The sequence below is a fragment of the Massilia sp. Se16.2.3 genome (assembly GCF_014171595.1).
Taxonomy (GTDB): domain Bacteria; phylum Pseudomonadota; class Gammaproteobacteria; order Burkholderiales; family Burkholderiaceae_D; genus Telluria.
In genome coordinates this window covers 263,315-286,857 of sequence record NZ_CP050451.1, presented here as the reverse complement: position 1 = coordinate 286,857, position 23,543 = coordinate 263,315, and the positions used below count along the sequence as shown (strand labels likewise).

The window sequence follows — 23,543 nt, the reverse complement described above, 5'->3', positions numbered from 1 at the left end:
CGCCATGGCGGCAGCCAGCGTTCAGAGGGGCAGTTCGCCCACCAGCAGCAGCGAGACCGGCTTGCCGGTGTCCGGGTGCAGCGGCTCGTGCAGTTCGGTCAGGCGCAAGCCGCTCCCGGCGAACAGGGCGACCCAGCTGCCGAGCGTGCGGAAGTACCATGGCGGCGCATCGCGGAAGGCGTCGCTGAAACCGGCCCAGCTGCCAGGACGCCAGCCGTCGAGGTAGGGCGCGTCGCCGCATGCCATCAGCGGATGCACGGTCTGCACGATCAGGGTGCCGCCCGGGCGCAGGTAGCCCGGTGCCGCCCGCAACAGGCCCCTCGGTGGCTTCCTTGCCGATGAGCGAAAAATTACAGATGGCAACATCGGCCGCCAGTTGTAATGCACCCGCTGCGATGTCTTCGTAGGCAAGTTGGCGGAAGTCGCCGCCGCCCGCGGCCCGTGCCGACTCGACCGGGGCGGCAATCGCGTCGACCCCGACCATCTCCACCTCTGGCAGTGCCCTGACCAGCCAGCCTTCCCCACAGCCGAGATCGACGCCGGTGCGGGGTGAGCGTGCGCGCACGGCCGCGACGATGGCGGCGTCCGTCACCAGTGCACGCGAAGCGATTTCCTGCCTGCGCACGGCGTCCACCCGGGCGCCACGTTGTGCGACCACGACGCGAGGGCGCGCGCGTCGCTCAGTTCGCCGCCGGAATCGCCGCCTCCGCTGTCGCTGCCGCTGCCGCTGCGCTCGTGCATGCTAGTTCCGCCTGCGCGCGGCCGCCGGCGCCTTCACCACCGCACTGTCGGGCCGCAATTGCCCTTCGCTGTCGCGCACTTCGACCGGCCCGAGATCGAGCTTGCGCAATTGCGGCAGGATGCGCTTGCGGTCGCCCACCGCCACCACGACCAGGCGCTGCGGGTCGAGGTAGCGGCGCGCGGCGGCCTGGACGTCGGCCGCGGTGACGGCGGCCAGGCGCGCCGGCAGGGCATTGTAGTAGTCCAGCGGCAGGTCGAAGAGGAAGGTCTCGGCCAGGCTGGCGCCGATGTCGCTGTTGGTCTCGAAATGGTTGGGCAGCGACAGCAGCTGGGCGTTGCGCGCGCCCGCCAGTTCGGCCGCGCCGAGCGGCTTGTCGAACATGGCCCGGGCTTCGCGCAGCAGTTCCGAAATCGCGGCGCCGGTGGCGTTCGCGCGCACGCTGCCGGCCACGATGAAGGGCCCGGCGCTGCGGTCGTAGCGGAAGCCCGAGTAGACGCCATAGGTATAGCCCTTGTCCTCGCGCAGGTTCTGGTTGATGCGGCTGGTGAACAGGCCGCCGAAGGCCGCGTTCATGACTTCCAGCGCCGGAAAGTCGCGTGTCCTGCGTGCGGCGCCGATGCGGGTCAGGCGCAGCGCGGTCTGGCCGGCGCCGGGATGGTCCACCAGCACGACGCGCGCTCCTGTCGTTTCCGGCGTACCCGGCGCCGGCAACGGCGTTTCGGCGCTCTTCCAGCCGAGGAAGCGCGCCTCGGCCAGGGCTGTCAATTCCTTGCGCGAGATGTCGCCCGAGACCACCAGCGCGGCATTGCCGGGCACGTAGTGGCGGCGCCAGAACGACAATACATCGTTGCGCGTGACGGCGCGGATCGCCGGTTCGGTGCCGAGCTGGCCGTAGCCGTAGGGGTGGCGCGGACCGTACAGGGCGCCGGCCGCGGCGACCGCCGCCACCATTTCCGGCTCGTCGCGCTGCTGCATCAGGTCGCCCAGGCGGCTGGCGCGCTGGCGTTCCACTTCCGCGTTCGGAAAAGCGGGGTGCTGCACCACGTCGGCCAGCACGTCGAGCGCCGCGCCGAAGTTGGCGCGCAGCGCCAGCAGCGACACCGTCGAGGCACTGGTGCCGCTGTCGGTATCGAGGAAAGCGCCGAGCTGGGCGATTTCATCGGCGATGCCCGGGGCGCTGCGCGTGGCCGTCCCTTCCGTCAGCATCTGCGCCGTGAAGCCGGCCAGGCCGGGGAGGCCAATCGGATTGGCGTCCGAACCGCTTTTGATGACCAGTTCCGCCGCCACCAGCGGCAGCGCCGGGTTGTAGTGGTGGATCACGGTCAGGCCATTGGCCAGCTTGAACGACTCGCCGCGCGGCGGCTCCCATGCGCGGCGCCGGGCCCGCCTTCGGCATGCGCGCGCGCCAGGCCTCGGCTTCGTTGATGCCCGCGGCCCCGGCGCGAGGACGTGCCTTGCGGCGGCGGCGCCGGCGGATCGGGCGGCAGTTCCGGCGTGCCGGGCACGGCCGACACCAGCACGCGCGCATGCTGCTGCAGCCAGGTGTGGGCGGCACGCCGTACGTCGGCCGCCGTGATGCGGCGCAGGCGCGCCACGTCCTCGGTCAGGTAGCCGGGGTCGCCCGTGTACTGGTTGTAATGGTTCAGTTGATCGGCAAGACCGTCGCCGCCCAGCTTTTCCAGCGAGCTGATCATCGCTGTCTCGATCTGGTTGCGCGCGCGTTCGACTTCGCGCTCGGACGGGCCCTTGTCGCGCAGGGCTTTCAGCTCCTCGTCGATCGCTTCCTCCAGTTCGCGCGGCGTGTGGCCGGTGCGGGCGGTGACTTCGATCAGGAAGGTCGAGGTCAGCGCGCGCGAATCCTGGTTGGCGTCGACATCCTGGGCGATCTGGCGGTCGTACACCAGCGATTTATACAGGCGGCTGGACTTGCCGCCGGCCAGGATCTGCGCCAGCACGGCGAGTTCCGCATCGCCGGGCTTATAAGCGGGCGGCGTCAGCCAGCCCATGTAGAGGCGCGACAGTTCGACCCGGTCCGGCACCACCAGGCGTTTCTCGGCCGTGATCGGCGGCGTGGCAACCGTCGGGCGCACGACGGCCGGGCCGCGGCGCAGGCCGCCGAAATACTTCGCCACCAGGGCGCGCGTTTTCACCTTGTCGATGTCGCCGGCGATGACGATGCTGGCGTTGTTGGGGCCGTAGTAGCGCGTGAAGAAATCGCGCACGTCGGCCAGTTTCGCATTCTGGATGTCGGTGTGGGAACCGATCACCGAGGCGCGGTAGGGGTGGCCCTCGGGGAACAGCGCGTGGTTCAGCGCTTCTTCGACGATGCCGTAGGGTTCGTTCTCGACGGTTTCGCGCCGTTCGTTGCGCACCACGTCCTGCTGGTTGGTCAGCGACTTCTGGTCGAGCACGTCGAGCAGGTAGCCCATGCGGTCGGCGTGCACCCACAGCGCCAGTTCCAGCTGGTTCGAGGGCACCGTGTCGTAGTAATTGGTGCGGTCGTAGTCGGTGCTGCCGTTGCTGTCGCTGGCGCCGGCCCCTTCGAGCAGGCGGTCGGCCAGGCCGCGCGGCAGGTGCTTGCTGCCGGCGAACATCATGTGCTCGAACAGGTGGGCAAAGCCCGTCAGGCCGGGCACTTCGTTGGCCGGGCCGACGTGGTACCAGACGTTTACCGCCACCAGCGGCAGGCGCTTGTCTTCGACCAGGATCACCTGCAGGCCGTTGGGCAGGGTGTACTTGTCGAAGGCGATGGTCGGGATGCCGGGCAGGCTGGTGCCCGCAGGCGTGCTGGCAGCGCTGCCGGCGGCAACGCCAGACGCCCCGGCGCCGCCTGCCTGCGCGCCGGCACCGTTCAAGGCGGCCATCAGCAGCGATGCGGCGAACAGCGGACGGGTTTTCATGGATGCTCCCGGTGAAATCGGGTCAAGGTGATGAAGGTTCAATGGCAGCCGGTCGCGGCCTTAGTGGCAGCGACCGCTACCGTGGTCGGGCGGCGAGGGGTTCGGCAACTGGGGCGCGGTCGCTTCCGGGAACTCCCAGTCGTAGCCGCCCGGGTAGAGGCGCAGGCGCAGGACGCCGTTGCGGCTGGCGTCGCGCGTTTCGCTGTGCGCGGCCAGGCGCAGGAAGGGCGTCGGATAGGCGCCGCCGGTGCCGACCACGAACTGGCGGATACCGCCCGGGTCGCGCCGGCCGTCCGCATCCTGGGGCGCGAAGCGTTCGTAATCGTGGTCGTGGCCGGACAGCACCAGCTCGGCGCCGGCCGCGTGCAGCAGGGCCCAGGCCTCGCGCATCTTCGGCACGCTGCCGTGCCCGCCCGAACTGTACAGGGGATGGTGCCAGAATGCCAGCGTGCAGGGCGGTTCGGCGCCCGCGGCGGCGGGCGCGCCTGCCAGTTCTTCCTTCAGCCAGGCCAGCATGGCCGCATGCGCGCCGGGTGCCAGGTTGCTGTCGAGCGAGATCACGCGCCAGGCGCCCAACTGCAGGCTGTAGTAGCCGCGTCCGGCGCGCGCGCCGAAATAGGCGAAGTAGGGCGCTGCATCCTTCGTGTAGTACTCGTGGTTGCCCGGCGCCGGCCAGGTGCGGTCGCTGAAGCGGCCCCGGTGGGGCCATAGCACCGGTGAACTCGGCCGCGGTGCCGCGCGGGTAGGTATGGTCGCCCGGGGTCAGGACCACGGCCGCCGGGTCCGCGGCAAGCCCGGCCGCGACCACGGCGGCGGTGTCGGCCGCGCCCGACCAGCGCGGGTCTGGATGGCGGCAGCGGGCAATGTCCCCTACGGCGTAGACGGTTTGCATGGCCGCCTGGCCGGGGGCAGGCGCGGCCGTGGCGCCAGGGGCCACCAGCGGCGTGCCCGCAAGGAGCGCGCACGCGGCCAGCGCCCGGGCGGCGCGGCCGGGTGCCGGCGGCCGGCTGGCCACTATTCGATGAAGCGGAGCAGGCCGCGCAGCGCGTGCATCACGGTCTGTTCGCGCACGGACTGGCGGTCGCCCGCGAACACCGGGCGTTCCGTATAGACCGTCTCGCCGCGGGCCCAGCCGAAGCAGACCGTGCCGACCGGTTTGCCGGGCACGGCGCCGGTCGGTCCGGCGATGCCGGTGGTGGAGACGGCCACGTCGGCCACGCTGTTCGACAGCGCGCCGGCAGCCATCGCGCCGGCGACTTCCTCGCTGACCGAGCCGCATTGGGCAATCAGCGCGGCCGGCACGTCGAGCATCTCGGACTTCGAGGCATTCGAATAGGTGACGAAGCCGCATTCGAACCAGCCGGTCGAGCCGGGAATCTCGGTCACGGCCTGCGACACGCCGCCGCCGGTGCACGACTCGGCCGTGGCAAGGATCAGGCGCTTGGCCTGCAGCGCCGCACCCACTTTCGTAGCAAGTTCGATCAATTCGTTGGACACGGGAGCTCCTCCAGGTTGAGCGCACCGGTAGCGCCGGCGCTGGCGGCAGCGGGCGGCCGCCACGATTCATTCTAGCGCGACGAGGCCGCGACCGGTGTGGCAAACTTGCATGGATTGCCATCCTGCGCTATCCAAAGACCACGCGAGCGGGTAGAGTTGCAGGCGTTCCGGTTCATGAAATGTCTTGTATGCACTTTACGTGCGACATGGCCGCAAGCCGGACTGCTATCCTCACCGCGGCGGCTTCCGCCGCGTTTCTTTTTTTCAATTGAACTCATGCTGTCTGAACATTTCACGTGCTGCCGCGAAAGGCCGGCGCGGTCGTGATGGCGTTCGCCGTCCGTGCTGCGCATCCGGCGCGCTGGCTGCTGCTCGTCCTGTGGCTGCTCGCCGGGTGCGCCGCTGCCCAGCCGGCGCGCGTCGAGAGCGCGCTGAAGGCGGCCTACCTCGTCAAGTTCGCCGGCTTCGTCGACTGGCCGGGCACGGCATTCGCGCGTGCGGACAGCCCGCTTGTCATCGGCGTGGCCGGTAATGAGGAACTGGCGCAGCAACTGGAGCAGATGGTGGCGGGACGCAAGGTCGGCAGCCATCCGTTGACGGTGCGCCGCCTGCGCCGCGGCGACTCGCCTGCCGGCCTGCAGGTCCTGTACGTCGGCAACCTGGAACGCGCCGCCAGCGCCGAACTCCTCGATGCCGCGCGCGGCCTGCCGCTGCTGACCGTCAGCGACGCCCCCGAGGCGCCGGCCGGCATGATCCACTTCGTGTTGATGGGCGACCGGCTGCGCTTCGAGGTCGCGCTGCGCGAAGTCGCACCGAGCGGCCTGAAGATCAGCGCACGCATGCTGGCCGCCGCCTGGCGCATCACGGGGACCACATGAACGTCCCGCGCGAGGATAGCCACATGCGCGGCGCGACCTCGATCCGTCGCAAGCTGGTGCGGGTGGTGATGGCCACCACCCTGGCCGCGCTTGTCGTGTCGGTGGGCCTGGTGATCGGCTACGACCTGCGCAGCTACCACCGCGCGCTGGTGAACGACCTCTCGACCCAGGCCGAACTGGTCGGCCACATGAGTTCGGCCGCGCTGGCGTTCGACGACGCCCGCCTGGTTTGGCGAGAACCTGGCGCTGCTGCGCACCCGGCCGATGGTGGACACGGCCGCCATCTACGACGAACACGGACGCCTGTTCGCCTCGTATGCCGCGCGCGGCGCGGCCGCCAGCGTACCGGCGCGACCCGAGCCGGCCGCGGCCCGCATCGAGGGCGAGCACGTCGTGGTGTTCCGGCCCATCGTCGAGAACGGCGAGACCGTCGGCACCGTCTACCTGCGCGCGGAGAACCGGCTGCTGGCGCGCACGCTCGACTACCTCGGTATCGCGCTCGGCGTGATGCTGGTGGCGCTCCTGATCGCCTATCTGCTGATGCGGCGCATGGGCCGCGTCATCACCGCGCCCATCGTCGCCATCACCGAGATCGCGCGCGACGTCGTCGCCACCCGCGACTATTCGCGCCGCGCCCCGCGCATCAGCGACGACGAGGCGGCCGAGCTGGCCGATTCCTTCAATGCCATGCTGGGCGAAATCGAAGAACGCACGCGCGAGCTCGAGGACTCGAACCGCGAAATCGTGCGCGAGGCCAAGGAGCGTTCGCGCGCCCAGCAGGAAGTGATGCGCCTGAACGAACAGCTCGAGCACCGGGTCGACGAACGCACGATGCAGCTGGCGCTGGCCAATGCCGAACTGGCCAACGCGATCGACGAGGCGCGCCGCGCCAACCAGGCGAAATCGGCCTTCCTGTCCTCGATGAGCCACGAACTGCGCACGCCGCTCAACGCCATCCTCGGCTTCGCCCAGATCCTGACCTCGGAAGCGCTGCCGACCAGCGACGTGCAGAAGAAGGAGTTCGCCAACCACATCCTGAAGTCGGGCCGCCACCTGCTCACGCTGATCAACGAAATCCTCGACCTGGCCAAGGTGGAGTCGGGCACGATCTCGCTGTCGATGGAGCCGGTGGAACTGAAGGAAATCCTCGACGAATGCCGCTCCATGATCGAACCGCTGGCGGCGGCGCGCGGCATCCGCGTGCTCTTCCCAGAGCGCGTGGGCGCGGTGCTGCAGGCCGACCGCACGCGCCTGAAGCAGGTCTTGCTCAACCTGCTGTCGAACGCGATCAAAGTACAACCGCGACGCCGGCGCCGTGGTGCTCGACTGCGTGCAAGTCGCGCCCGACCGGCTGCGCATCGCGGTGCAGGATACCGGCATGGGCCTGCGTCCGGAGCAGCTGGCCAGCCTGTTCCAGCCCTTCAACCGGCTCGGCCAGGAAGCCGGCGCCCAGGAAGGCACCGGCATCGGCCTGGTGGTGACGCGCCGCCTGGTCGAACTGATGAAGGGCAGCATCGACGTCAGCAGCAGCCCGGGCGTGGGCAGCGTGTTCTCGATCGAGCTGGGCATCGCCGCGCCGCAGGGCAGCGCGGCCGGCCCGCACCTGCCGGCGCCGCCGGCCGCGCCGGCGCACGCGGACGCGGCGCCGCACCTGCTGCTGTATGTCGAGGACAATCCCGCCAACCTGCGGCTGGTCGAAGAGATTGTGCGCTTCCGCTCCGACCTGCGCCTGCTGGCCGCCGCTGATGGTCCGCGCGGCCTGGCGCTGGCGCGCACCCAGCACCCCGAGATCATCCTGATGGACCTGAATTTGCCGGGGATGAGCGGCGCCGAGGTGCTGGCCGAACTGCGTCGCGATCCCGCCACCCACGACATTCCGGTGATTGCCCTGACCGCCAGCGCGATGGCCAGCGATATCGAGCGCGGCCTGGCGGCGGGCTTCTTCCGCTACCTGACCAAGCCGATCGACATCGACAAGTTCAACGAGGCGATCGACGGCACGCTGGCGCACCTGCGCACGGCGAAAGGAGTCGCTACATGATCACGCCTGCCGACGTGCGGCGCGCACGGGTGCTGGTGGTCGACGACCAGCCGGTGAACGTGCAGCTGCTCGAATACCTGCTGAAAACCAGTGGCTACGAACACGTGCACAGCACCACCGACCCGCGCCAGGTGGTGTCGCTGCACCTGAAGTACCGCTTCGACCTGATCATCCTCGACCTGCACATGCCGGGCATGGATGGCTTCGAGGTAATGGAAGCGCTCAAACCCCTGGAAAGCGAATCCTGGCTGCCGGTGCTGGTGGTGACGGCCGAGCCGGACAAGAAGCTGGCCGCCCTGGAAGCGGGCGCGCGCGACTTCATCGGCAAACCCCTCGACACCGTCGAGGTGCTCACGCGTATCCGCAACCTGCTGGAAGTGCGCCTGATGCACCGCGAGTCGCGCGAGCACGGCGCGCGCCTGGAACGCACCGTGCGCGAGCGCACCGCGGCCCCGGAACGCTTCCGCACCGCGATGGATGCCACGCCCGACGGCATCTTCCTGATCGATGCCGCCAGCCTGACCCTGGTCGACGTCAGCGACGGCGCCTGCCGCATGCTGGGCTTTTTCGCGCGAGGCGCTCTTGCGCATCGACCCGGTGGCGCTGGGCCTGACCACGGCCGAGCAGCTGCAGCGCCACATGGCCACCAACGCCGCCGCCCACGAGACCGACATCGCCGAGACCGAGCTGCTGCGCGTGGGCGGAGAGGGCGCGGTGCCGGTCGAGATCAGCTGGCAGTGGCAGGAAGCCGGCTCCAGCAAATTGCTGATCGCGGTCGCACGCGACATCAGCGAGCGCCTGCAGGCGCAGCGCCGCCTGAAGCACCTGGCCAGTTTCGACGCGCTCACCGGCCTGCCGAACCGCACCCTGTTCTTCCAGAACCTGCGCGAGACGATCGAGCTGGCCCAGACAAAATCCTGGCGCGTGGCGGTGCTGTTCATCACGCTCGACCGCTTCAAGATCATCAACGATTCGCTGGGCCCCGCGCTGGGCGACGAGCTGCTGCGCGAATTTTCGAACCGGCTGGTGCGCGTGATGGACCTGCGCGACGCGGTCGGCCGCCTGGGCGGCGACGAGTTCGCGGTCATCCTCAACATGACGCGCGAGCGGCAGGACGAACCGGCGCATGTCGCCAACGAGATCCGCGAGGCGCTGCGCGCGCCCTTCGACCTGAACGGGCAGAAGGCGGTGCTCACCGCCAGCATCGGCATCGCCGTCTACCCCGACGACACGACCGACCCGGGCACCCCGGTGAAATACGCCGACACGGCCATGGTGCGCGCGAAGGGAAGCGGGACGCGACGGTTACCGCTTCTTTACCGCCGGCATGAACGTGCAGGTACTGGCGCGGCTCGACCTCGAGCTGGCACTGCGTGGCGCGCTCGAAGGCCGGCAGTTCGTGCTGCACTACCAGCCCAAGCTGGAGTTGTCCACGGGCCGCGTGTGCGGCGTCGAGGCGCTGCTGCGCTGGCACCGTCCGGGCCACGGCCTCGTCTATCCGGCCGAATTCGTGCCGGTGCTGGAAGAAACGGGCATGGTGGTGCGCATCGGCGACTGGATCATCGACGAGGCCTGCCGCCAGATCGCCGAGTGGAACGCCCGGGGCGTGCGCGAGGTGCGCGTGGCGGTGAACGTCTCGAGCCGCCAGTTCGTCGAGGGCGACCTCGAAGGCGTGGTGCGCGCGGCGATCGGCCGCCACGACATCGATCCCGGCATGCTGGAACTGGAACTGACCGAAAGCGCGCTGATGACGAGTGCCGAGCGCACCATCGAAGTGCTCGAGCGCTTGAAGGGCCTGGGCATCCGCATCGCGATCGACGACTTCGGGACCGGGTATTCGAGCCTGGCTTATTTGAAACGCTTCCCGATCGACAAACTGAAGATCGACATCGCCTTCGTGCGCGACATCGTCACCAACCCCGACGACGCCGCCATCGCGCTGGCGATCATCAGCATGGCGCACAGCCTGCACATGCAGGTGGTGGCCGAAGGGGTGGAGACGCGCGCGCAAATGGCCTACCTGCGCCGCCACCGCTGCGACGAGATCCAGGGCTTTCACTTTTCGCGCGCGCTGCCGGCCTCGCAGCTGGCCCAGCTGGTGGTGCCCACAACCGCGACACGCCGAGCAAACCCGCCGCCGACGACAGCAATGTCCAGACCCTGCTGGTGGTGGACGACGACCCCGATACGCTCAGCGCACTGCACCGCCTGTTCAGGCGCGACAACTACCGCGTGCTGACCGCGTCCACGCCGGCCGAAGCCTTCGAGCTGCTGGCGCTGTACCGGGTGCAGGTGGTGATGTGCGACCAGCGCATGCCGGTCATGAGCGGCACCGAATTCCTCAGCAAGGTCAAGGAGATGTACCCGGACACGATGCGCATCATCCTGTCGGGCTATACCGGCATCACGACCGTGCTCGACTCGATCAACCGCGGCTCGATCTACAAGTTTTATACGAAGCCCTGGGTCGACAGCGAGCTGCGCGACAACGTGCGGCTGGCGTTCCGCCATTACTGGATGGAGCATGGGCCGTATGACGACCGCAAGGTGCCGCGGGCGGGGTAGGGCTTGTCTGCGTCGTGCGGGCAATCGTGACCTTGTCCAACGGTGCGCCATGCCGGCGCTCGACCGCGTGGACTCGGGAGTCCACCCTACCTGACCGCTGGTTTGCGCGTGGGCACGGAGCGCCCACCCTACGAACAGCCGGGATCCGTAGGGTGGGCGCCCCGTGCCCACGCGGTACGACAAACGCTCACTCCCCGCCGAAGTGGTCCCACCCCTTCACGTCCATCTCCACCGGCTGGCCCGCCGCGTCCACCAGGCGCAATCCCGGCTCGGCGTCGATGGTGCCGACGCGCGTGACCGGCGTATTCGCCGACACCGCCGCGGCGATTACCGCGTCGCGCTGGGCCGGCGGCGCCGTGAAGCACAACTCGTAGTCGTCGCCGCCGGTCAGGGGTGAAACGGCGGCGCAGCGCCTGCGGCTGGCGCGCCAGCACGGGGCCGGCGGGCAGCAGGTCGAGTTCCGGGTGGCGCCCACGCGCGAGGCGTCGAGGATGTGCTGCAGGTCGCCGATCAAGCCGTCCGAGATGTCGAGTGCCGCGTGGGCCACCGGCAGCGCGGCCAGGGCCCGTCCGAGCGCGACGCGCGGCGTTGGCAGGTGCATGCGCGGCGCGGCTTCGAGCAACTGGTCCGGCGCCAGCGCCAGTTCCTTCCAGTAGCCGGCCAGCGCCAGCCGCGCGTCGCCCAGCGTGCCGGAGATCCAGATGTCGTGCCCGGCGCGGGCGGCGTCGCGCCGCAGCGCATGGCCGGGCGCGATCTCGCCGAACACGGTGATGCAGACGGCCAGCGGCCCGCGCGTCGTGTCGCCGCCGACCAGTTCGCAATCGTGCAGGTCGCTGAGTGCAAACAGGCCGTTCGAAAATTCTTCCAGCCAGTCCTGGTCGACACCCGGCAGGGACAGCGCGAGCGTGAAGCCGACCGGACGTGCACCCATCGCGGCCAGGTCCGACAGGTTCACGGCCAGGCACTTGTGGCCCAGCATGCGCGGATCGGCGCCGGCAAAGAAATGGCGGCCCTCGATCAGGAGGTCGGTCGAGATCGCCGTCTGCATGCCCGGCGTGGGCGCCAGCAGCGCGCAATCGTCGCCGATGCCGAGCACGGCGTTACCGGCACGCGCGCGTCGAAAATAGTGTTTGATGAGGTCGAATTCGGAAAGCATGGGTGCATTCTACCGTCCGCTCGTGGCCTGCGCTCATCTCCCATAGGCTTTGCTTATATGCGGGCAGCTCCCATCAGCTTTGCTTCTGGTCCAACCACCGTGGAAAATACGTAGCCGGTAGCAAGAGTGGGTCTGATAAAATTGGAGGCTCCCCTCTAAGTTTCAGGAAGGCTGCACTAGCATGGACTCGTCATCGGACAAAAAAGAAGAACTGCGCCAACAACTGCGTGCTGCAGCGCTCGAATACCACCAGTTTCCCCGTCCGGGCAAGATTGCCGTCACCCCGATCAAGGGCTTGCTGAACCAGCGCGACCTGGCCCTGGCCTATTCGCCGGGCGTGGCCGCGCCCTGCGAGGAAATCGTCAAGGACCCCGCGGCATCGTATAAATACACGTCGCGCGGCAACCTGGTGGCCGTCATTTCGAATGGCACCGCCGTGCTCGGCCTGGGCAATATCGGCCCACTTGCTTCAAAACCAGTTATGGAAGGCAAGGGCGTGCTGTTCAAGAAGTTCGCCGCGATCGACGTCTTCGACATCGAGATCGCCGAGAACGACCCCGATAAACTGGTCGACATCATCGCCTCGCTCGAGCCGACCTTTGGCGGCGTCAACCTGGAAGACATCAAGGCGCCCGAGTGCTTCTACATCGAGCGCAAACTGCGGGAGCGGATGAAGATCCCGGTCTTCCACGACGACCAGCACGGCACCGCGATCATCGTCGGCGCCGCCATCCTGAATGGCCTGAAAGTCGTCAACAAGGACATCAGGAGCTGCAAGCTGGTCGTGTCGGGCGCGGGCGCCGCGGCGCTGGCCTGCCTCGACCTGATCGTCGACCTCGGCTTCCCGATCGAGAACATCTATGTCACCGACCTGGCCGGCGTAGTCTACAAGGGCCGCCTTGAACTGATGGACCCGGACAAGGAGCGCTTCGCCCAGGATACGCCGCACCGCAGCCTCTCGGAAGTCATTCCCGACGCCGACATCTTCCTCGGCCTGTCCGCCGGCGGCGTCCTGAAACCGGAGATGGTCGTCAAGATGGCGCCGAATCCGCTGATCCTGGCGCTGGCCAACCCGAATCCGGAAATCCTGCCGGAAGACGCGAAGGCCGTGCGCAGCGACGCCATCATCGCCACCGGCCGTTCGGACTACCCGAACCAGGTCAATAACGTCCTGTGTTTCCCCTACATGTTCCGCGGCGCCCTCGATTGCGGCGCCACCACCATCACGCGCGAGATGGAAATCGCCGTGGTGCACGCCATTGCCGACCTGGCCCACGCCGAGCAGTCCGACATCGTGGCCTCGGCCTATGGCATCAATAACCTGTCCTTCGGCCCGGAATACCTGATCCCGATGCCCTTCGACCCGCGCCTGCTGACCCACATTGCGCCGGCGGTGGCCAAGGCCGCGCAGGCCGGCGGTGTCGCCACCCGGCCGATCGAGGACCTGGCCGCGTACGCCGAGAGCCTGCAGCAGTTCGTCTACCGCAGCGGCACCTTCATGAAACCGCTGTTCTCGGTGGCGAAAGCCGCCCAGGCCGAAGTCAAGCGCATCGTCTACGCCGAGGGCGAGGACGAGCGCGTGCTGCGCGCGGTGCAGGTCGTGGTCGACGAGGGCCTGGCGCGCCCGATCCTGGTCGGCCGTCCGGCGGTGCTGGAGCAGCGCATCGAGAAGTTCGGCCTGCGCCTGAAGCAGGGCGTGCATTTCGACGTCATCAACCCCGACTTCGACGAGCGCTACCGCGACTACTGGCAGACCTACCACCAGATGGTGATGCGCAAGGGCGTGACCGCCGACATGGCCAAGCTGGCGATGCGCCGCCGCCATACCCTGATCGGCGCCATGATGATCCACAAAGGCGACGCCGACGGCATGATCTGCGGTACCTACGGCACCACCTGGACCCACCTCGAGTTCATCGACAAGGTGCTGGGCAAGCGCGCGGGTACGAATGTGTACGCGGCGATGAACATCATCATCACGCCCGAGCGCCAGCTGGCGATGCTCGACACCCATGTGAACGAGAACCCGAACGCCGCCGAAGTGGCCGAGATGACGATCATGGCGGCCGAGGAACTCGAACGTTTCGGCATCACCCCGCGCGTGGCGCTGCTGTCGCATTCGAACTTCGGTACCTCCAACAGCGAATCGGCGCAGAAGATGCGCGACGCGCTGGCCATGGTGCAGCAGAAGGCGCCGCACCTGGAGATCGACGGCGAGATGCACGGCGACGCCGCGCTCGACGCCAAGCTGCGCGCCAAGATCATGCCGCACTCGACCCTGAAGGGCGACGCCAACATGGTCGTGATGCCGAATATCGAATCGGCCAACATCGCCTACAACCTGCTCAAGACGGCGGCCGGCAACGGCATCGCGGTCGGCCCGATCCTGCTCGGCTGCGCGCGTCCGGTGCACATCCTGACGCCGTCGGCCACGGTGCGCCGCATCGTCAACATGACGGCGCTGTGCGTGGTCGACGCCGTGTCGAACCGCTGACGCGATTGACAGGCTGAACTGCCGGAAGTTCAGCCGCATCGATGGACCCTTGGCGGTCCTCACAGGCGAGCGTGCTCGCCTGTTTTTTTTGGCCGGGACACGTAACAATCCGTAAGCGCCGTCCGGTCGACCTGGCATTTCGGTCAATAATGCCTGGCCTGTCGCGGCCGTTTTCGTGCCGTGCGCCAGCCGTGCGCGCAAAGCTCGTCTGTTACAATATGGGGTTGTCAGAAAAATATTTGTCGCGCACTGATACTCATCCGGAATTCCCACACCATGCAGAAAACAACAAAAAAAGCCGTCATCACTGGCATCACCGGTCAGGATGGCGCTTACCTGGCGCAACTGCTGCTCGAGAAGGGTTACCACGTCACCGGTACCTTCCGCCGCTCCAGCTCGACCAATTTCTGGCGCATCGACGAGCTCGGCATCAGCGGGCATCCGAACCTGTCGCTGGTGGAATACGATTTGACCGACCTGGCATCGAGCCTGCGCCTGATCCAGAGCGCCGAACCGGATGAAGTCTACAACCTGGCCGCGCAAAGCTTCGTGGGCGTATCCTTCGACCAGCCTTTGACGACCGCATCGATCACCGGCCTGGGCGCCGTCAACCTGCTCGAGGCGATTCGCCTGGTCAATCCGAAGGTGCGCTTCTACCAGGCCTCGACCTCGGAAATGTTCGGCAAGGTGCAGGCCATCCCGCAGGTCGAGGACACCCCGTTCTACCCGCGCAGCCCCTACGGCGTGGCCAAGCTGTACGCCCACTGGATGACGATCAACTACCGCGAGAGCTATGGCATCTTCGGTTCGTCCGGCATCCTGTTCAACCACGAGTCGCCGCTGCGCGGCCGTGAGTTCGTGACCCGCAAGATCACCGATTCGGTGGCCAAGATCGCCCTGAACAAGCTCGGCGTGCTGGAGCTGGGCAACCTCGACGCCAAGCGCGACTGGGGCTTTGCCAAGGAATACGTCGAAGGCATGTGGCGCATGCTGCAGGCCGACCAGCCCGATACCTTCGTGCTGGCCACCAACCGCACCGAAACCGTGCGCGACTTCGTCGACATGGCCTTCAAGGGCACCGGCGTCGCCCTCGAGTGGAGCGGCAGCGCCGACAACGAAACCGGCCGCTGCACGAAGAGCGGCAAGACCCTGGTGCGCGTCTCGCCGAAGTTCTACCGTCCGGCCGAGGTCGACCTCCTGATCGGCAACCCGGAAAAGGCGAAGCGCGAGCTCGGCTGGGAGCCGAAGACCACGCTGGAAGAGCTGTGCCAGATGATGGTCGAGGCCGACCTGCGCCGCAACGAGCAGGGCTTCTCGTTCTGACATGAGCACCGCCACGCCAGACCTCCAGCCCGATACCGCTTCGCGCGAAGGCGAGGGCAAGCGCGCCCTCGTCACCGGCCTGCGTGGCTTCACCGGCGTGTATGTCGAGCGCGAGCTGGCCGCGGCCGGGTACGAGGTATTCGGTACCGTCATGCCCGGCGAAGCGACCGGCACGCACGCGCTCGCGGTCGACCTGTGCGACCGCGCGGCGGTCGGCGCGATGGTCGAGCAGGTGCAGCCCGACGTCGTCGTGCACCTGGCCGGCATCGCCTTCGTCGCCCACGGCAATGCCGAACAGATCTACCAGGTCAACGTGGTCGGCACCCGCAACCTGCTCGAGGCGCTGGCGGGCGTCGCCCACCGCGCCTCGGCCGTCCTGCTGGCATCGTCGGCGAACATCTACGGCAATGCCAGCGTGCCCATCATCGACGAAAGCGTCGCTCCCGCGCCGGCCAACGATTACGCGGTGAGCAAGCTGGCCATGGAATACATGGCGCGCCTGTGGATGGACAAGCTGCCGATCGTCATCGCGCGTCCGTTCAACTACACGGGCGTCGGCCAAAGCGAGCAGTTCCTGCTGCCGAAGATCGTCTCCCACTTCCGCCGCCGCGAGCGCCGCATCGAGCTGGGCAACCTGGCCATCGCGCGCGACTTTTCCGACGTGCGCATGGTGGCGCGCAGCTATCGCCGCCTGCTGGCGGCCGCGCCGGCGGGAGAAGCCTTCAACGTCTGTTCCGGCCGCAGCCATTCGCTGGGCGAGGTGATCGACCTGGCCTCGGAAATCGCCGGCTACCGCATCGAGGTCGAGGTCAATCCGGCTTTCGTGCGCGCCAACGACGTGCTGACGCTGTCGGGCGACCATGGAAAACTCGCCGCCGCGATCGGGCCGCTCGATCCGCCGCCGCTGTTGACCACCTTGCGCTGGATGTACCGGGGGTGACCATGCATGGCCTGAACGTCGGCCTGGGCACGACCACGATCGAGCCGAGGCCGGCGGGCGGCCCTGTCGACGGCATCGGTGTCTACACCCGCGCGCTGCTGGCGCACCTGCCCGCCGCCGGCTGCGCGGTCCAGCCTTACCCTGGCCTGACGCCGGCACCGCCACCATCGGCCAGCCGCTGCCGCAGAGTTTTGCACGCGCCACGCTGGTCGACCTGGCGACGCCGCGCGCGCACCGCGTGCACATGCCGGCCGACCTGTTCCACGCCACCGACTACCGCATCGTGCGCATGGACTGCCCGGTCGTGGCCACGCTGCACGACGCCTTGCCGATCAAGTATCCCGAGTTGTGCAATCCGCGCATGCGCCGCCTGAAAAACTGGCTGCAGCGTAAAGCGGCGCGCAAGGCCGATCACGTCATCGCCGTGTCGCACTACGCCGTCGCCGAACTGGTCGAATGCTTCGGGGTCGATCCGGCGCGGATCTCGGTGGTCCACAACGGCGTCGACGACAGCTGGCTCGACACCCCGACCGGGCAGCCGTTGCCGCCACGCTGGCGCGCCACCGGCTGCAGCCCGGCTACTTCCTGTTCGTCGGCACCCTGCAGCCGCGCAAGAACGTCGAGCGCGTGCTGGGCGCCTACCTCGCCCTGCCGGCGGCGGTGCGTGCCGAGCGCGCCCTCGTCATCGTCGGCGCCGCCGGCTGGCGCTGCGAGACCCTGCTGCGGCGCATTGCCGCGGCCCAGGCCGACGGTGCCCGGGTCATCTGGCTCGACAAGCTGGGCGAGGCCGCCGCGCTGCGCCACGTGTACGCCGGCGCCGGCGTGTTCGTGTTCCCGTCGCTGTACGAGGGCTTCGGCATTCCCGTGCTCGAGGCCTTCGCCTCGAACGTGCCGGTGGTGACCTCGTCCACCACCTCGCTGCCCGAGGTCAGCGCCGGCGCCGCGCTCGAAGTCGACCCGCTCGACGAGGGCGCGATCGGCGCAGCCATGCTGGCCCCGGTGCGCGACGACGCCTTGCGCGAGCGCTGCATCCGTGCCGGTCCGCGCCCGCGCCAGCGCGCTGACCTGGCGCGCCACCGCCCATGCCACCGCCGCCGTGTACCGCAAGGTACTGGCGCGCTAGCCCCGTTTTCCCCAACATTGACATGCGCGTCCTTCACTTCTACAAGACCTATTACCCGGACACCGTGGGCGGCATCGAGCAGGTGATCCGCCAGATGTGCGTCGGCACCGGCCGCCTGGGCGTCACCAACACGGTCCTGTCGCTGTCGCGCGAAAAGAACCTGGTACCGATCGCCTTCGAGGGCCATACCGTGCACCGGGTGCCGCTCGACTTCGAGCTGGCCTCGAACGCCTGCTCGGTGGCCTCGCTCGGCGCGCTGGCACGGCTGGCGCGCGAGGCCGACGTCGTCCATTACCACTTCCCGTGGCCGTTCATGGACCTGGCGCATTTTGCCGCCCGCGTGCGCAAACCAAGCGTGGTGACCTACCACTCCGACATCGTGCGCCAGAAGCATTTGCTGCGCCTGTACCAGCCGCTGAAACACCGCTTCCTGCGCAGCGTCGACGCGATCGTCGCCACCTCGCCCAACTACCTCGAATCGTCCACCGTGCTGGAGCGCTATCGCGACAAGACCCGGGTGATTCCGTTCGGCCTGGACCGCGCCACCTATCCGCAACCGGAACCGGCGCGCCTGGCGTACTGGCGCGAGCGGGTCGGGCCGAAGTTCTTCCTGTTCGTGGGCGTGCTGCGCTACTACAAGGGCCTGCACGTGCTGTTGGACGCAGTGGCGGGGACGAACTATCCGGTGGTGATCGTCGGCGCCGGGCCGGAAGAGGCGGCATTGAAAGCCCAGGCGGCGCGCCTGGGCCTGGCCAACGTGCTGTTCGTGGGCGCCGTCGACGAGCCGGACAAGGTGGCGCTGCTAACGCTCTGCTACGCCCTGGCCTTCCCCTCGCACCTGCGCTCGGAGGCCTTCGGGATTTCGCTGCTGGAAGGGGCGATGTTCGGCAAGCCGATGATCTCGTGCGAGATCGGCAGCGGCACCACCTACATCAACATCGGCGGCGAGACCGGGCTGGTGGTGCCGCCGGCCGATGCGGCCGCGCTGCGCACTGCCATGCGCACGCTGTGGGAGAACCCGCAGCTGGCGCGCGACATGGGCCGCGGCGCCACCGCCCGCTTCGACGAGGTGTTCACGGCGCAGCAGATGGCGGCCAGCTACACGGCGCTGTATCGCGAGCTCGCCGCCAGCCGCGTCGCCGCGACCGATCCCGCCGCTGCGCCGCCGCTGGGCTCGCGCGCGCCGGACTAAGTACTCGACCGGAAATAAAAGTGAATTTTGGCAAACAGAACCGGACGTGCCGGTTCGGATGCGGTGCAAGGCGGCGAGTGCGCCGCAGTGCGAGCACTGCAAGTACGAGCCAACACAGCAACGCGCCGGGTCTGGCAGCCAAAAACACATTTATTTTTGGGTGAGTACTTAGCTATTCAGGCCTGCAGGACGCTACCAGGCTCCTCGGCCCAGCGCTGGCGCACCGTGCGGATCGCCGGCAGCTGGGCGATGAAGAGATCGACCAGCACCGGGTCGAAATGCTTGCCCTTCTGCGCGACCAGGTGCGCGAGCGCTTCTTCCTCGCTCCAGGCGCGTTTATACGGGCGGATCGAGGTCAGGGCGTCGAACACGTCGGCAATCGCGACGATGCGCCCGGTCAGCGGGATGGCGTCGCCGGCCAGGCCCTTCGGGTAGCCGCTGCCGTCGTACTTCTCGTGGTGGGTCATGGCGATGTCGTGGGCGAGCTTGAGCATGCCGCCCCCGTGCTGGCCGATGATCTCGGCACCGATCGCCGCGTGGCTCTGCATGATCTTCCACTCGTCGGCATCGAGCGGTCCGGCCTTTTGCAGGATGCGGTCGGGGATGCCGATCTTGCCGACATCGTGCATCGGCGCCGCGTGCAGCAGGTCTTCGGCTTCCTGTTCCGTCATGCCGGCGGCCAGGCCCAGGATGCGTGCGAAATGGCTCATGCGGATCACGTGCAGGCCGGTCTCGTTGTCCTTGTACTCGGCCGCCAGGCCCAGGCGCTGGACGATTGCCAGGCGCGTCGCCTTGAGTTCCTCGGTGCGCACCAGCGACAGGTGGGTGCGTACGCGCGCGCGCACCACCGGCGGGCTGACCGGTTTCGTGATGTAGTCGACGGCGCCGGCCTCGAAGCCTTCGATCTCGTCGGCGGTGTCGGTCAGGGCGGTGACGAAGATCACCGGGATCGGCGCCGTGGCGGGATGCGCCTTCAGCGCGGCGCACACTTCGTAGCCGCTCATCCCCGGCATCATCACGTCGAGCAGGATCAGGTCCGGGTTTTCCTTCTGCGCCAGCTCGAGCGCGCGGGCGCCGTCCTTGGCGAACAGCAGGCGGTAGTGGTCTTGCAGGATCTGGCGCAGCAGTTGCAGGTTGCTGGCTTCGTCGTCGACCGCCAGGATCAGCGGACGATTGCTTGCGTTACTCATTCATTGTTTCCTGTTGCGTTGGTTCGGTCGACGGCTCACCGGCCGCCTGCGGCATCGGGCAGACGTGGGCGAGCAGGGCGTCGAGATGGGCCTGGGCCTGGTCGAAATCGAAATCGGCAAGCGCGCTCTGCACCTGCGTGACGCGTATCGCCGCCGGATGACCGGCCAGCGCCGCCGCCAGCCCGGTCAGGGCGGCGTCGTCGAGCGCACCATGGCCGAGGGCTTCGCGCAGCACGCCAGCGGCGCGGCAGGCGCGCTGCAGGTCCGCTGCCGGGAGGGCATCGGCGGCAGGCTGCGGCGCCGCGGCCGGCTGCGCGGCGGCGATTGCCGCCATCGAGGCCAGGTGCACGGCCTCGACGCGCGCGAGCGCTTCCGGCAGCAGTGCCAGCGCCGCCAGCTGCTGGCCTTTCTCGCCCTCGGACAGGGCTTCCAGTTCGGCCAGCGCGTCGGCCAGCTGTTCCAGCGCCAGATTGCCGGCCACGCCGCGCGCCCGGTGCGCCAGCATGCGCAGGGACGGATAGTCGGCGGCATCGGCGTAGCCTTCCGTGCACTGCGGCAGCAGCGCATGCTGGCCGTGGAAATGCGCGAGCGCTTCCAGGTAGGCGTCCTGCTTTCCGCCCCAGCGGTGCAGGCCGCCGTGGCGGTTCCATACCTGGCGCTGCAGCGGCGGCGCGTCGTCTGCGGACGGGCTTGATGCCAGGCCGAGCACGCGCGCGATCTCGTGCGACAGGGCGAACCAGTCGACCGGCTTGGAGGCGAAGCCGTCCATGCCGGCCTCCACGCTGGCGCGGCGGTGTTCGGGCAGGACGCTGGCCGTCATCGCGATGACCGGCACACGCTTGCGGCCTGCGGCCTGCGCCTCTTCGCGGATCAAACGCGTGGCCCGCAGGCCGTCGAGCACCGGCATCTGGAAGTCCATCAGGATCAGGTCGAAGTCCTGGCGCGCGGCCATCTCGACCACGGCGCCGCCATCGGCCACGCCGGTCATGGTGTGGCCGCGGCGCGCCATCAGGAGTTGCAGCAGTTCCAGGTTCTGCGGTACGTCGTCGGCGACCAGCACGCGCAGCGGCGGCAGGGCGCAAGCGGTGCGCACCCGTGCCTGCTGCGGGGCGAAGCGCGCCAGCACCAGCGGCAGCAGCACGTGGAAGGTGGTGCCTTCGCCCAGCACGCTCTCGGCCCAGATCCTGCCTTTCATGAGCTCGACCAGCTGCTTGCTGATCGTGGTGCCCAGGCCCGTGCCGCCGAAGCGCCGCGTCATCGAGGCATCGGCCTGGGTGAAGGGATCGAAGATCGCGTGCAGGCGCTCGGGCGCGATGCCGATGCCGGTATCGGTCACCGTGAAGTGGAGCTGGTCGCCCTGCGGCTCGGCGCGCAGGGGTGACGCTGCCGGTCGCCGTGAACTTGATCGCGTTGTCGAGCAGGTTGGTCAGCACCTGGCGGATGCGCAGTTCGTCGCCGCGCAGGTTGGTCGGCAGCGCCGGGTCGTAGTGGATGTCCACGTGCAGGCCCTTGGCGCGGGCATTCGCCGCCAGCGTCGAGGACAGTTCGTCGATCAGCGAGAGCAGGTTGAAGTCGTTGATCTCGAGTTCGACCGCGCCCTTTTCCAGCTTGGCGGTATCGAGGATTTCGTTCAGGAGGCGCAGCAGCGAGCGGCCGGCGCTGCGCACGGTGTCGAGGTGGCGGCGCTGGTCCGGTGCCAGCTCGCCGTCGAGCAGCACGTCGGTGAAGCCGAGAATGGCGTTCATCGGCGTACGGATCTCATGGCTCATGTTGGCGACGAAGGTGGCACGCGCCGCCGCGGCCTGCTCGGCCGCGTCCTTCGCCTCGCGCAGCGCTTCCTCCATCGTGCGGCGCTCGCTGATGTCGAGGATCACGCCGTCGAGCCAGGCCACATTGCCGGCCTCGTCGCGCACGCCGGTGCCGTTTTCCCACAGCCAGCGGGTGCTGCCATCGGCATGCAGCAGGCGGTATTCGACCAGGTAGGGTCGATCCTCGCGCAGGGCGGTGTCGATGGCCGCGGCGACGCGCGCGCGGTCGGCGACATGGATCAGCGCGTCGAAGCTGCGCCGCGCCGGATTGCCGAGGAAGTCGCTTGCCGGGTAGCCGGCCACGCGCTCGACCGCGTCGCTGATGAACACCAGCGGGAAGCTGCCGTCGATGCGGCTGCGATAGGAAATGCCGGGAATGGTGCCGATCAGGGGAGCGGAACTGGCGCTCGCTGGCGCGCAGCGCGCCCTCCATTTCGCGCCGTTCGCTGATGTCGGTGACGAAGCAGACGAACAGCTCATGGGCGCCGAGGCGGGCATTGCCGACTGCGACCCGGATCGGCACGGGGCTGCCGTCGCGGCGCAGGGCCTCGACTTCGGCGTTCGGGGCTTCGCGCCCCTCGTCGCGCGCGTCGCTGCCCGGGTAGCCGAGCAGGCCGCTGCGGTCGTTGGCACGGTCGTCGTCCGTCATCAGGAGGCGCACGTTGCGCCCGACGATCTCGGCGCGCTTCCAGCCGAAGATGCGTTCGGCCGAGGCGTTGAATTCCTGGATGGTGCCGGTGCGGTCGATGGTGATGACGCCGTCGACGGTGGTGGTGAGCAGGGCGCGCATCCAGGCTTCGCTGCGCGACAGTTCGGTGTAGAGCTGGCGGTAGCGCAGCAGGCCGTTGGCGGCCAGCACCACCACGGTGAACAGCACGGTGATGAGGGAAATCGCCAGCGCCAGGGAGGCGCTGTCCGAGGCGGCTGGCACCGTCGAATTGACGACCCCGACGAAGCGGGCGGCGGCCATGCCGGTGTAGTGCATGCCGGCGATCGCGCAGCCCATGACGACGGCGGCCAGCAGCAGGCGCTGCGCTTCGCTCATGCTGCGCAGGCGGCTCAAGCCGAAGCGCACCCACAAGGCCAGCGTGGCCAGTACCACGGCCACCACGATCGACAGCGCGAAGGTGAACGGGTCGTAGCGCAGGTCCAGGCTCATGCGCATGCCGGTCATGCCGGCATAGTGCATGGCGCCGATGCCCGCGCCGACCAGCACGCCCCTGAGCAGCAGGCCGCCGCTGCCGATGCGCTCGCGCGCGATCAGGCTCAGGGCGACGAAGGAGGCGCCGATGCTGGGCAGGGACGAGGGATGGTGATCATCGGGTCGTAGTCGACCCTTGTACACAGGTTAAAGGCCAGCATGCCGATGAAGTGCATGGCCCAGACGCCGGCGCCGAGCGCCAGGCTGCCCGTGAACAGCAGGATCGCGCGCTGGCTGCCGCGCTTGCTGCTGCGCTGGCGCGCCTGTCCGGCGATCTGCAAGCCCATCCAGGAAGAGAAGATCGCCATGAGCAGCGACAGCAACACCAGTTTCGGCTCGTAAAAGCCGTAGCTGAGCAGCGAAGGATCGCCGGGCAACATGAAAAGCGACATGAATGGATTCCAGGAGGGGGCGTCCGCAGGCGCGGCGGGGTTCGCAAGTATGACATTTTCCGCCTGGAAAGTCTGCTGTCGATTTGCTGAAATTAACGAAA

General features: G+C 68.3%; 18 protein-coding genes and 7 pseudogenes. 14 read left to right on the top strand and 11 right to left on the bottom strand.

The annotated features are described in order from the left end of the window. Positions 1-21: 21 nt before the first annotated feature. The 5 genes from G4G31_RS24880 to G4G31_RS01340 form a co-directional block, all read right to left on the bottom strand. On the bottom strand, positions 22-312 hold the full coding sequence (locus tag G4G31_RS24880; protein ID WP_229425268.1) for a hypothetical protein: 291 nt from the start codon (positions 310-312) through the stop codon (positions 22-24). A 430-nt stretch (positions 313-742) separates the two neighbouring features. After that, positions 743-2,062 (bottom strand): pitrilysin family protein, encoded by a 1,320-nt coding sequence (locus G4G31_RS24875; RefSeq protein WP_229425267.1) that lies wholly within the window; start codon positions 2,060-2,062, stop codon positions 743-745. 2 nt (positions 2,063-2,064) lie between these two features. Then, entirely contained in the window at positions 2,065-3,642 is a 1,578-nt protein-coding gene (locus tag G4G31_RS24870; protein WP_229425266.1) for a pitrilysin family protein, read from the bottom strand. A gap of 60 nt (positions 3,643-3,702) precedes the next feature. Next, entirely contained in the window at positions 3,703-4,356 is a 654-nt protein-coding gene (locus tag G4G31_RS01345; protein ID WP_229425265.1) for a metallophosphoesterase, read from the bottom strand. A gap of 300 nt (positions 4,357-4,656) precedes the next feature. Next, positions 4,657-5,139 carry a CinA family protein gene (locus G4G31_RS01340; RefSeq protein ID WP_182989975.1) on the bottom strand — a complete coding sequence of 161 codons (483 nt, stop codon included), beginning with the start codon at positions 5,137-5,139 and terminating at the stop codon, positions 4,657-4,659. A gap of 296 nt (positions 5,140-5,435) precedes the next feature. Here G4G31_RS01340 and G4G31_RS01335 point away from each other — a divergent pair, with 296 nt between their 5' ends. The 8 genes and pseudogenes from G4G31_RS01335 (at position 5,436) to G4G31_RS24835 (ending at position 10,623) form a co-directional block, all read left to right on the top strand. Next, on the top strand, positions 5,436-6,017 hold the full coding sequence (locus G4G31_RS01335; RefSeq protein WP_182989974.1) for a YfiR family protein: 582 nt from the start codon (positions 5,436-5,438) through the stop codon (positions 6,015-6,017). Positions 6,018-6,281: 264 nt separating this feature from the next. Beyond that, positions 6,282-7,061, top strand: a pseudogene (locus G4G31_RS24865) (histidine kinase dimerization/phospho-acceptor domain-containing protein); the annotation flags it as partial. Between the two features lie 271 nt (positions 7,062-7,332). Next, positions 7,333-7,521: pseudogene (locus G4G31_RS24860) on the top strand (ATP-binding protein); the annotation flags it as partial. Between the two features lie 201 nt (positions 7,522-7,722). Further along, positions 7,723-8,058, top strand: coding sequence for a response regulator (locus G4G31_RS24855; protein WP_229425675.1), 336 nt, complete (start codon positions 7,723-7,725; stop codon positions 8,056-8,058). Beyond that, positions 8,055-8,573, top strand: a pseudogene (locus G4G31_RS24850) (response regulator); the annotation flags it as partial. The gene G4G31_RS24855 and the pseudogene G4G31_RS24850, both read left to right, overlap by 4 nt. A 124-nt stretch (positions 8,574-8,697) precedes the next feature. Beyond that, positions 8,698-9,303: pseudogene (locus G4G31_RS24845) on the top strand (diguanylate cyclase domain-containing protein); the annotation flags it as partial. Between the two features lie 82 nt (positions 9,304-9,385). After that, positions 9,386-10,297, top strand: coding sequence for a bifunctional diguanylate cyclase/phosphodiesterase (locus tag G4G31_RS24840; RefSeq protein ID WP_229425264.1), 912 nt, complete (start codon positions 9,386-9,388; stop codon positions 10,295-10,297). Next, on the top strand, positions 10,228-10,623 hold the full coding sequence (locus G4G31_RS24835; RefSeq protein WP_229425674.1) for a response regulator: 396 nt from the start codon (positions 10,228-10,230) through the stop codon (positions 10,621-10,623). Before G4G31_RS24840 ends, G4G31_RS24835 begins: the two co-directional genes overlap by 70 nt. 187 nt (positions 10,624-10,810) lie before the next feature. Here G4G31_RS24835 and thiL read toward each other — a convergent pair whose 3' ends face one another. Then, positions 10,811-11,779 carry a thiamine-phosphate kinase gene (gene thiL, locus G4G31_RS01320; protein WP_229425263.1) on the bottom strand — a complete coding sequence of 323 codons (969 nt, stop codon included), beginning with the start codon at positions 11,777-11,779 and terminating at the stop codon, positions 10,811-10,813. Between the two features lie 181 nt (positions 11,780-11,960). On the opposite strand from thiL, the gene G4G31_RS01315 reads away from it, so the two are divergent. The 6 genes and pseudogenes from G4G31_RS01315 to G4G31_RS01295 all read left to right on the top strand — a co-directional run bounded on the left by G4G31_RS01315 (position 11,961) and on the right by G4G31_RS01295 (position 18,851). Continuing rightward, the gene (locus G4G31_RS01315; RefSeq protein WP_182989973.1) at positions 11,961-14,273 is read left to right on the top strand and encodes an NADP-dependent malic enzyme; all 2,313 of its coding nucleotides are present in this window, start codon (positions 11,961-11,963) and stop codon (positions 14,271-14,273) included. A 276-nt stretch (positions 14,274-14,549) separates the two neighbouring features. After that, a complete protein-coding gene (gene gmd / locus G4G31_RS01310) occupies positions 14,550-15,596 on the top strand; it encodes a GDP-mannose 4,6-dehydratase (RefSeq protein WP_182989972.1) in 1,047 nt (348 codons plus the stop codon). Position 15,597: 1 nt separating this feature from the next. Beyond that, entirely contained in the window at positions 15,598-16,536 is a 939-nt protein-coding gene (locus tag G4G31_RS01305; RefSeq protein WP_182989971.1) for a GDP-mannose 4,6-dehydratase, read from the top strand. A gap of 94 nt (positions 16,537-16,630) precedes the next feature. After that, positions 16,631-16,990: pseudogene (locus G4G31_RS28785) on the top strand (glycosyltransferase); the annotation flags it as partial. 2 nt (positions 16,991-16,992) lie between these two features. Next, positions 16,993-17,745 (top strand): glycosyltransferase family 1 protein, encoded by a 753-nt coding sequence (locus tag G4G31_RS24825; RefSeq protein ID WP_229425262.1) that lies wholly within the window; start codon positions 16,993-16,995, stop codon positions 17,743-17,745. Beyond that, the gene (locus G4G31_RS01295) at positions 17,682-18,851 is read left to right on the top strand and encodes a glycosyltransferase family 4 protein (RefSeq protein ID WP_182989970.1); all 1,170 of its coding nucleotides are present in this window, start codon (positions 17,682-17,684) and stop codon (positions 18,849-18,851) included. Before G4G31_RS24825 ends, G4G31_RS01295 begins: the two co-directional genes overlap by 64 nt. Positions 18,852-19,027: 176 nt before the next feature. Here the strand turns inward: G4G31_RS01295 and G4G31_RS01290 are convergent, their stop codons facing one another. The 5 genes and pseudogenes from G4G31_RS01290 to G4G31_RS24805 all read right to left on the bottom strand — a co-directional run bounded on the left by G4G31_RS01290 (position 19,028) and on the right by G4G31_RS24805 (position 23,442). Continuing rightward, positions 19,028-20,041 (bottom strand): two-component system response regulator, encoded by a 1,014-nt coding sequence (locus tag G4G31_RS01290; protein ID WP_182989969.1) that lies wholly within the window; start codon positions 20,039-20,041, stop codon positions 19,028-19,030. Further along, complete coding sequence (locus G4G31_RS24820; RefSeq protein ID WP_229425261.1) at positions 20,034-21,377, bottom strand: hybrid sensor histidine kinase/response regulator; 1,344 nt, start codon at positions 21,375-21,377, stop codon at positions 20,034-20,036. Before G4G31_RS24820 ends, G4G31_RS01290 begins: the two co-directional genes overlap by 8 nt. 319 nt (positions 21,378-21,696) lie before the next feature. Next, a pseudogene (locus tag G4G31_RS24815) lies at positions 21,697-22,329 on the bottom strand (PAS domain-containing protein); the annotation flags it as partial. Next, positions 22,328-23,008 (bottom strand): annotated as a pseudogene (locus G4G31_RS24810) (PAS domain S-box protein); the annotation flags it as partial. The pseudogenes G4G31_RS24810 and G4G31_RS24815, both read right to left, overlap by 2 nt. A 107-nt stretch (positions 23,009-23,115) precedes the next feature. Beyond that, positions 23,116-23,442 carry an MHYT domain-containing protein gene (locus tag G4G31_RS24805; RefSeq protein WP_229425260.1) on the bottom strand — a complete coding sequence of 109 codons (327 nt, stop codon included), beginning with the start codon at positions 23,440-23,442 and terminating at the stop codon, positions 23,116-23,118. Positions 23,443-23,543 lie beyond the last annotated feature (101 nt).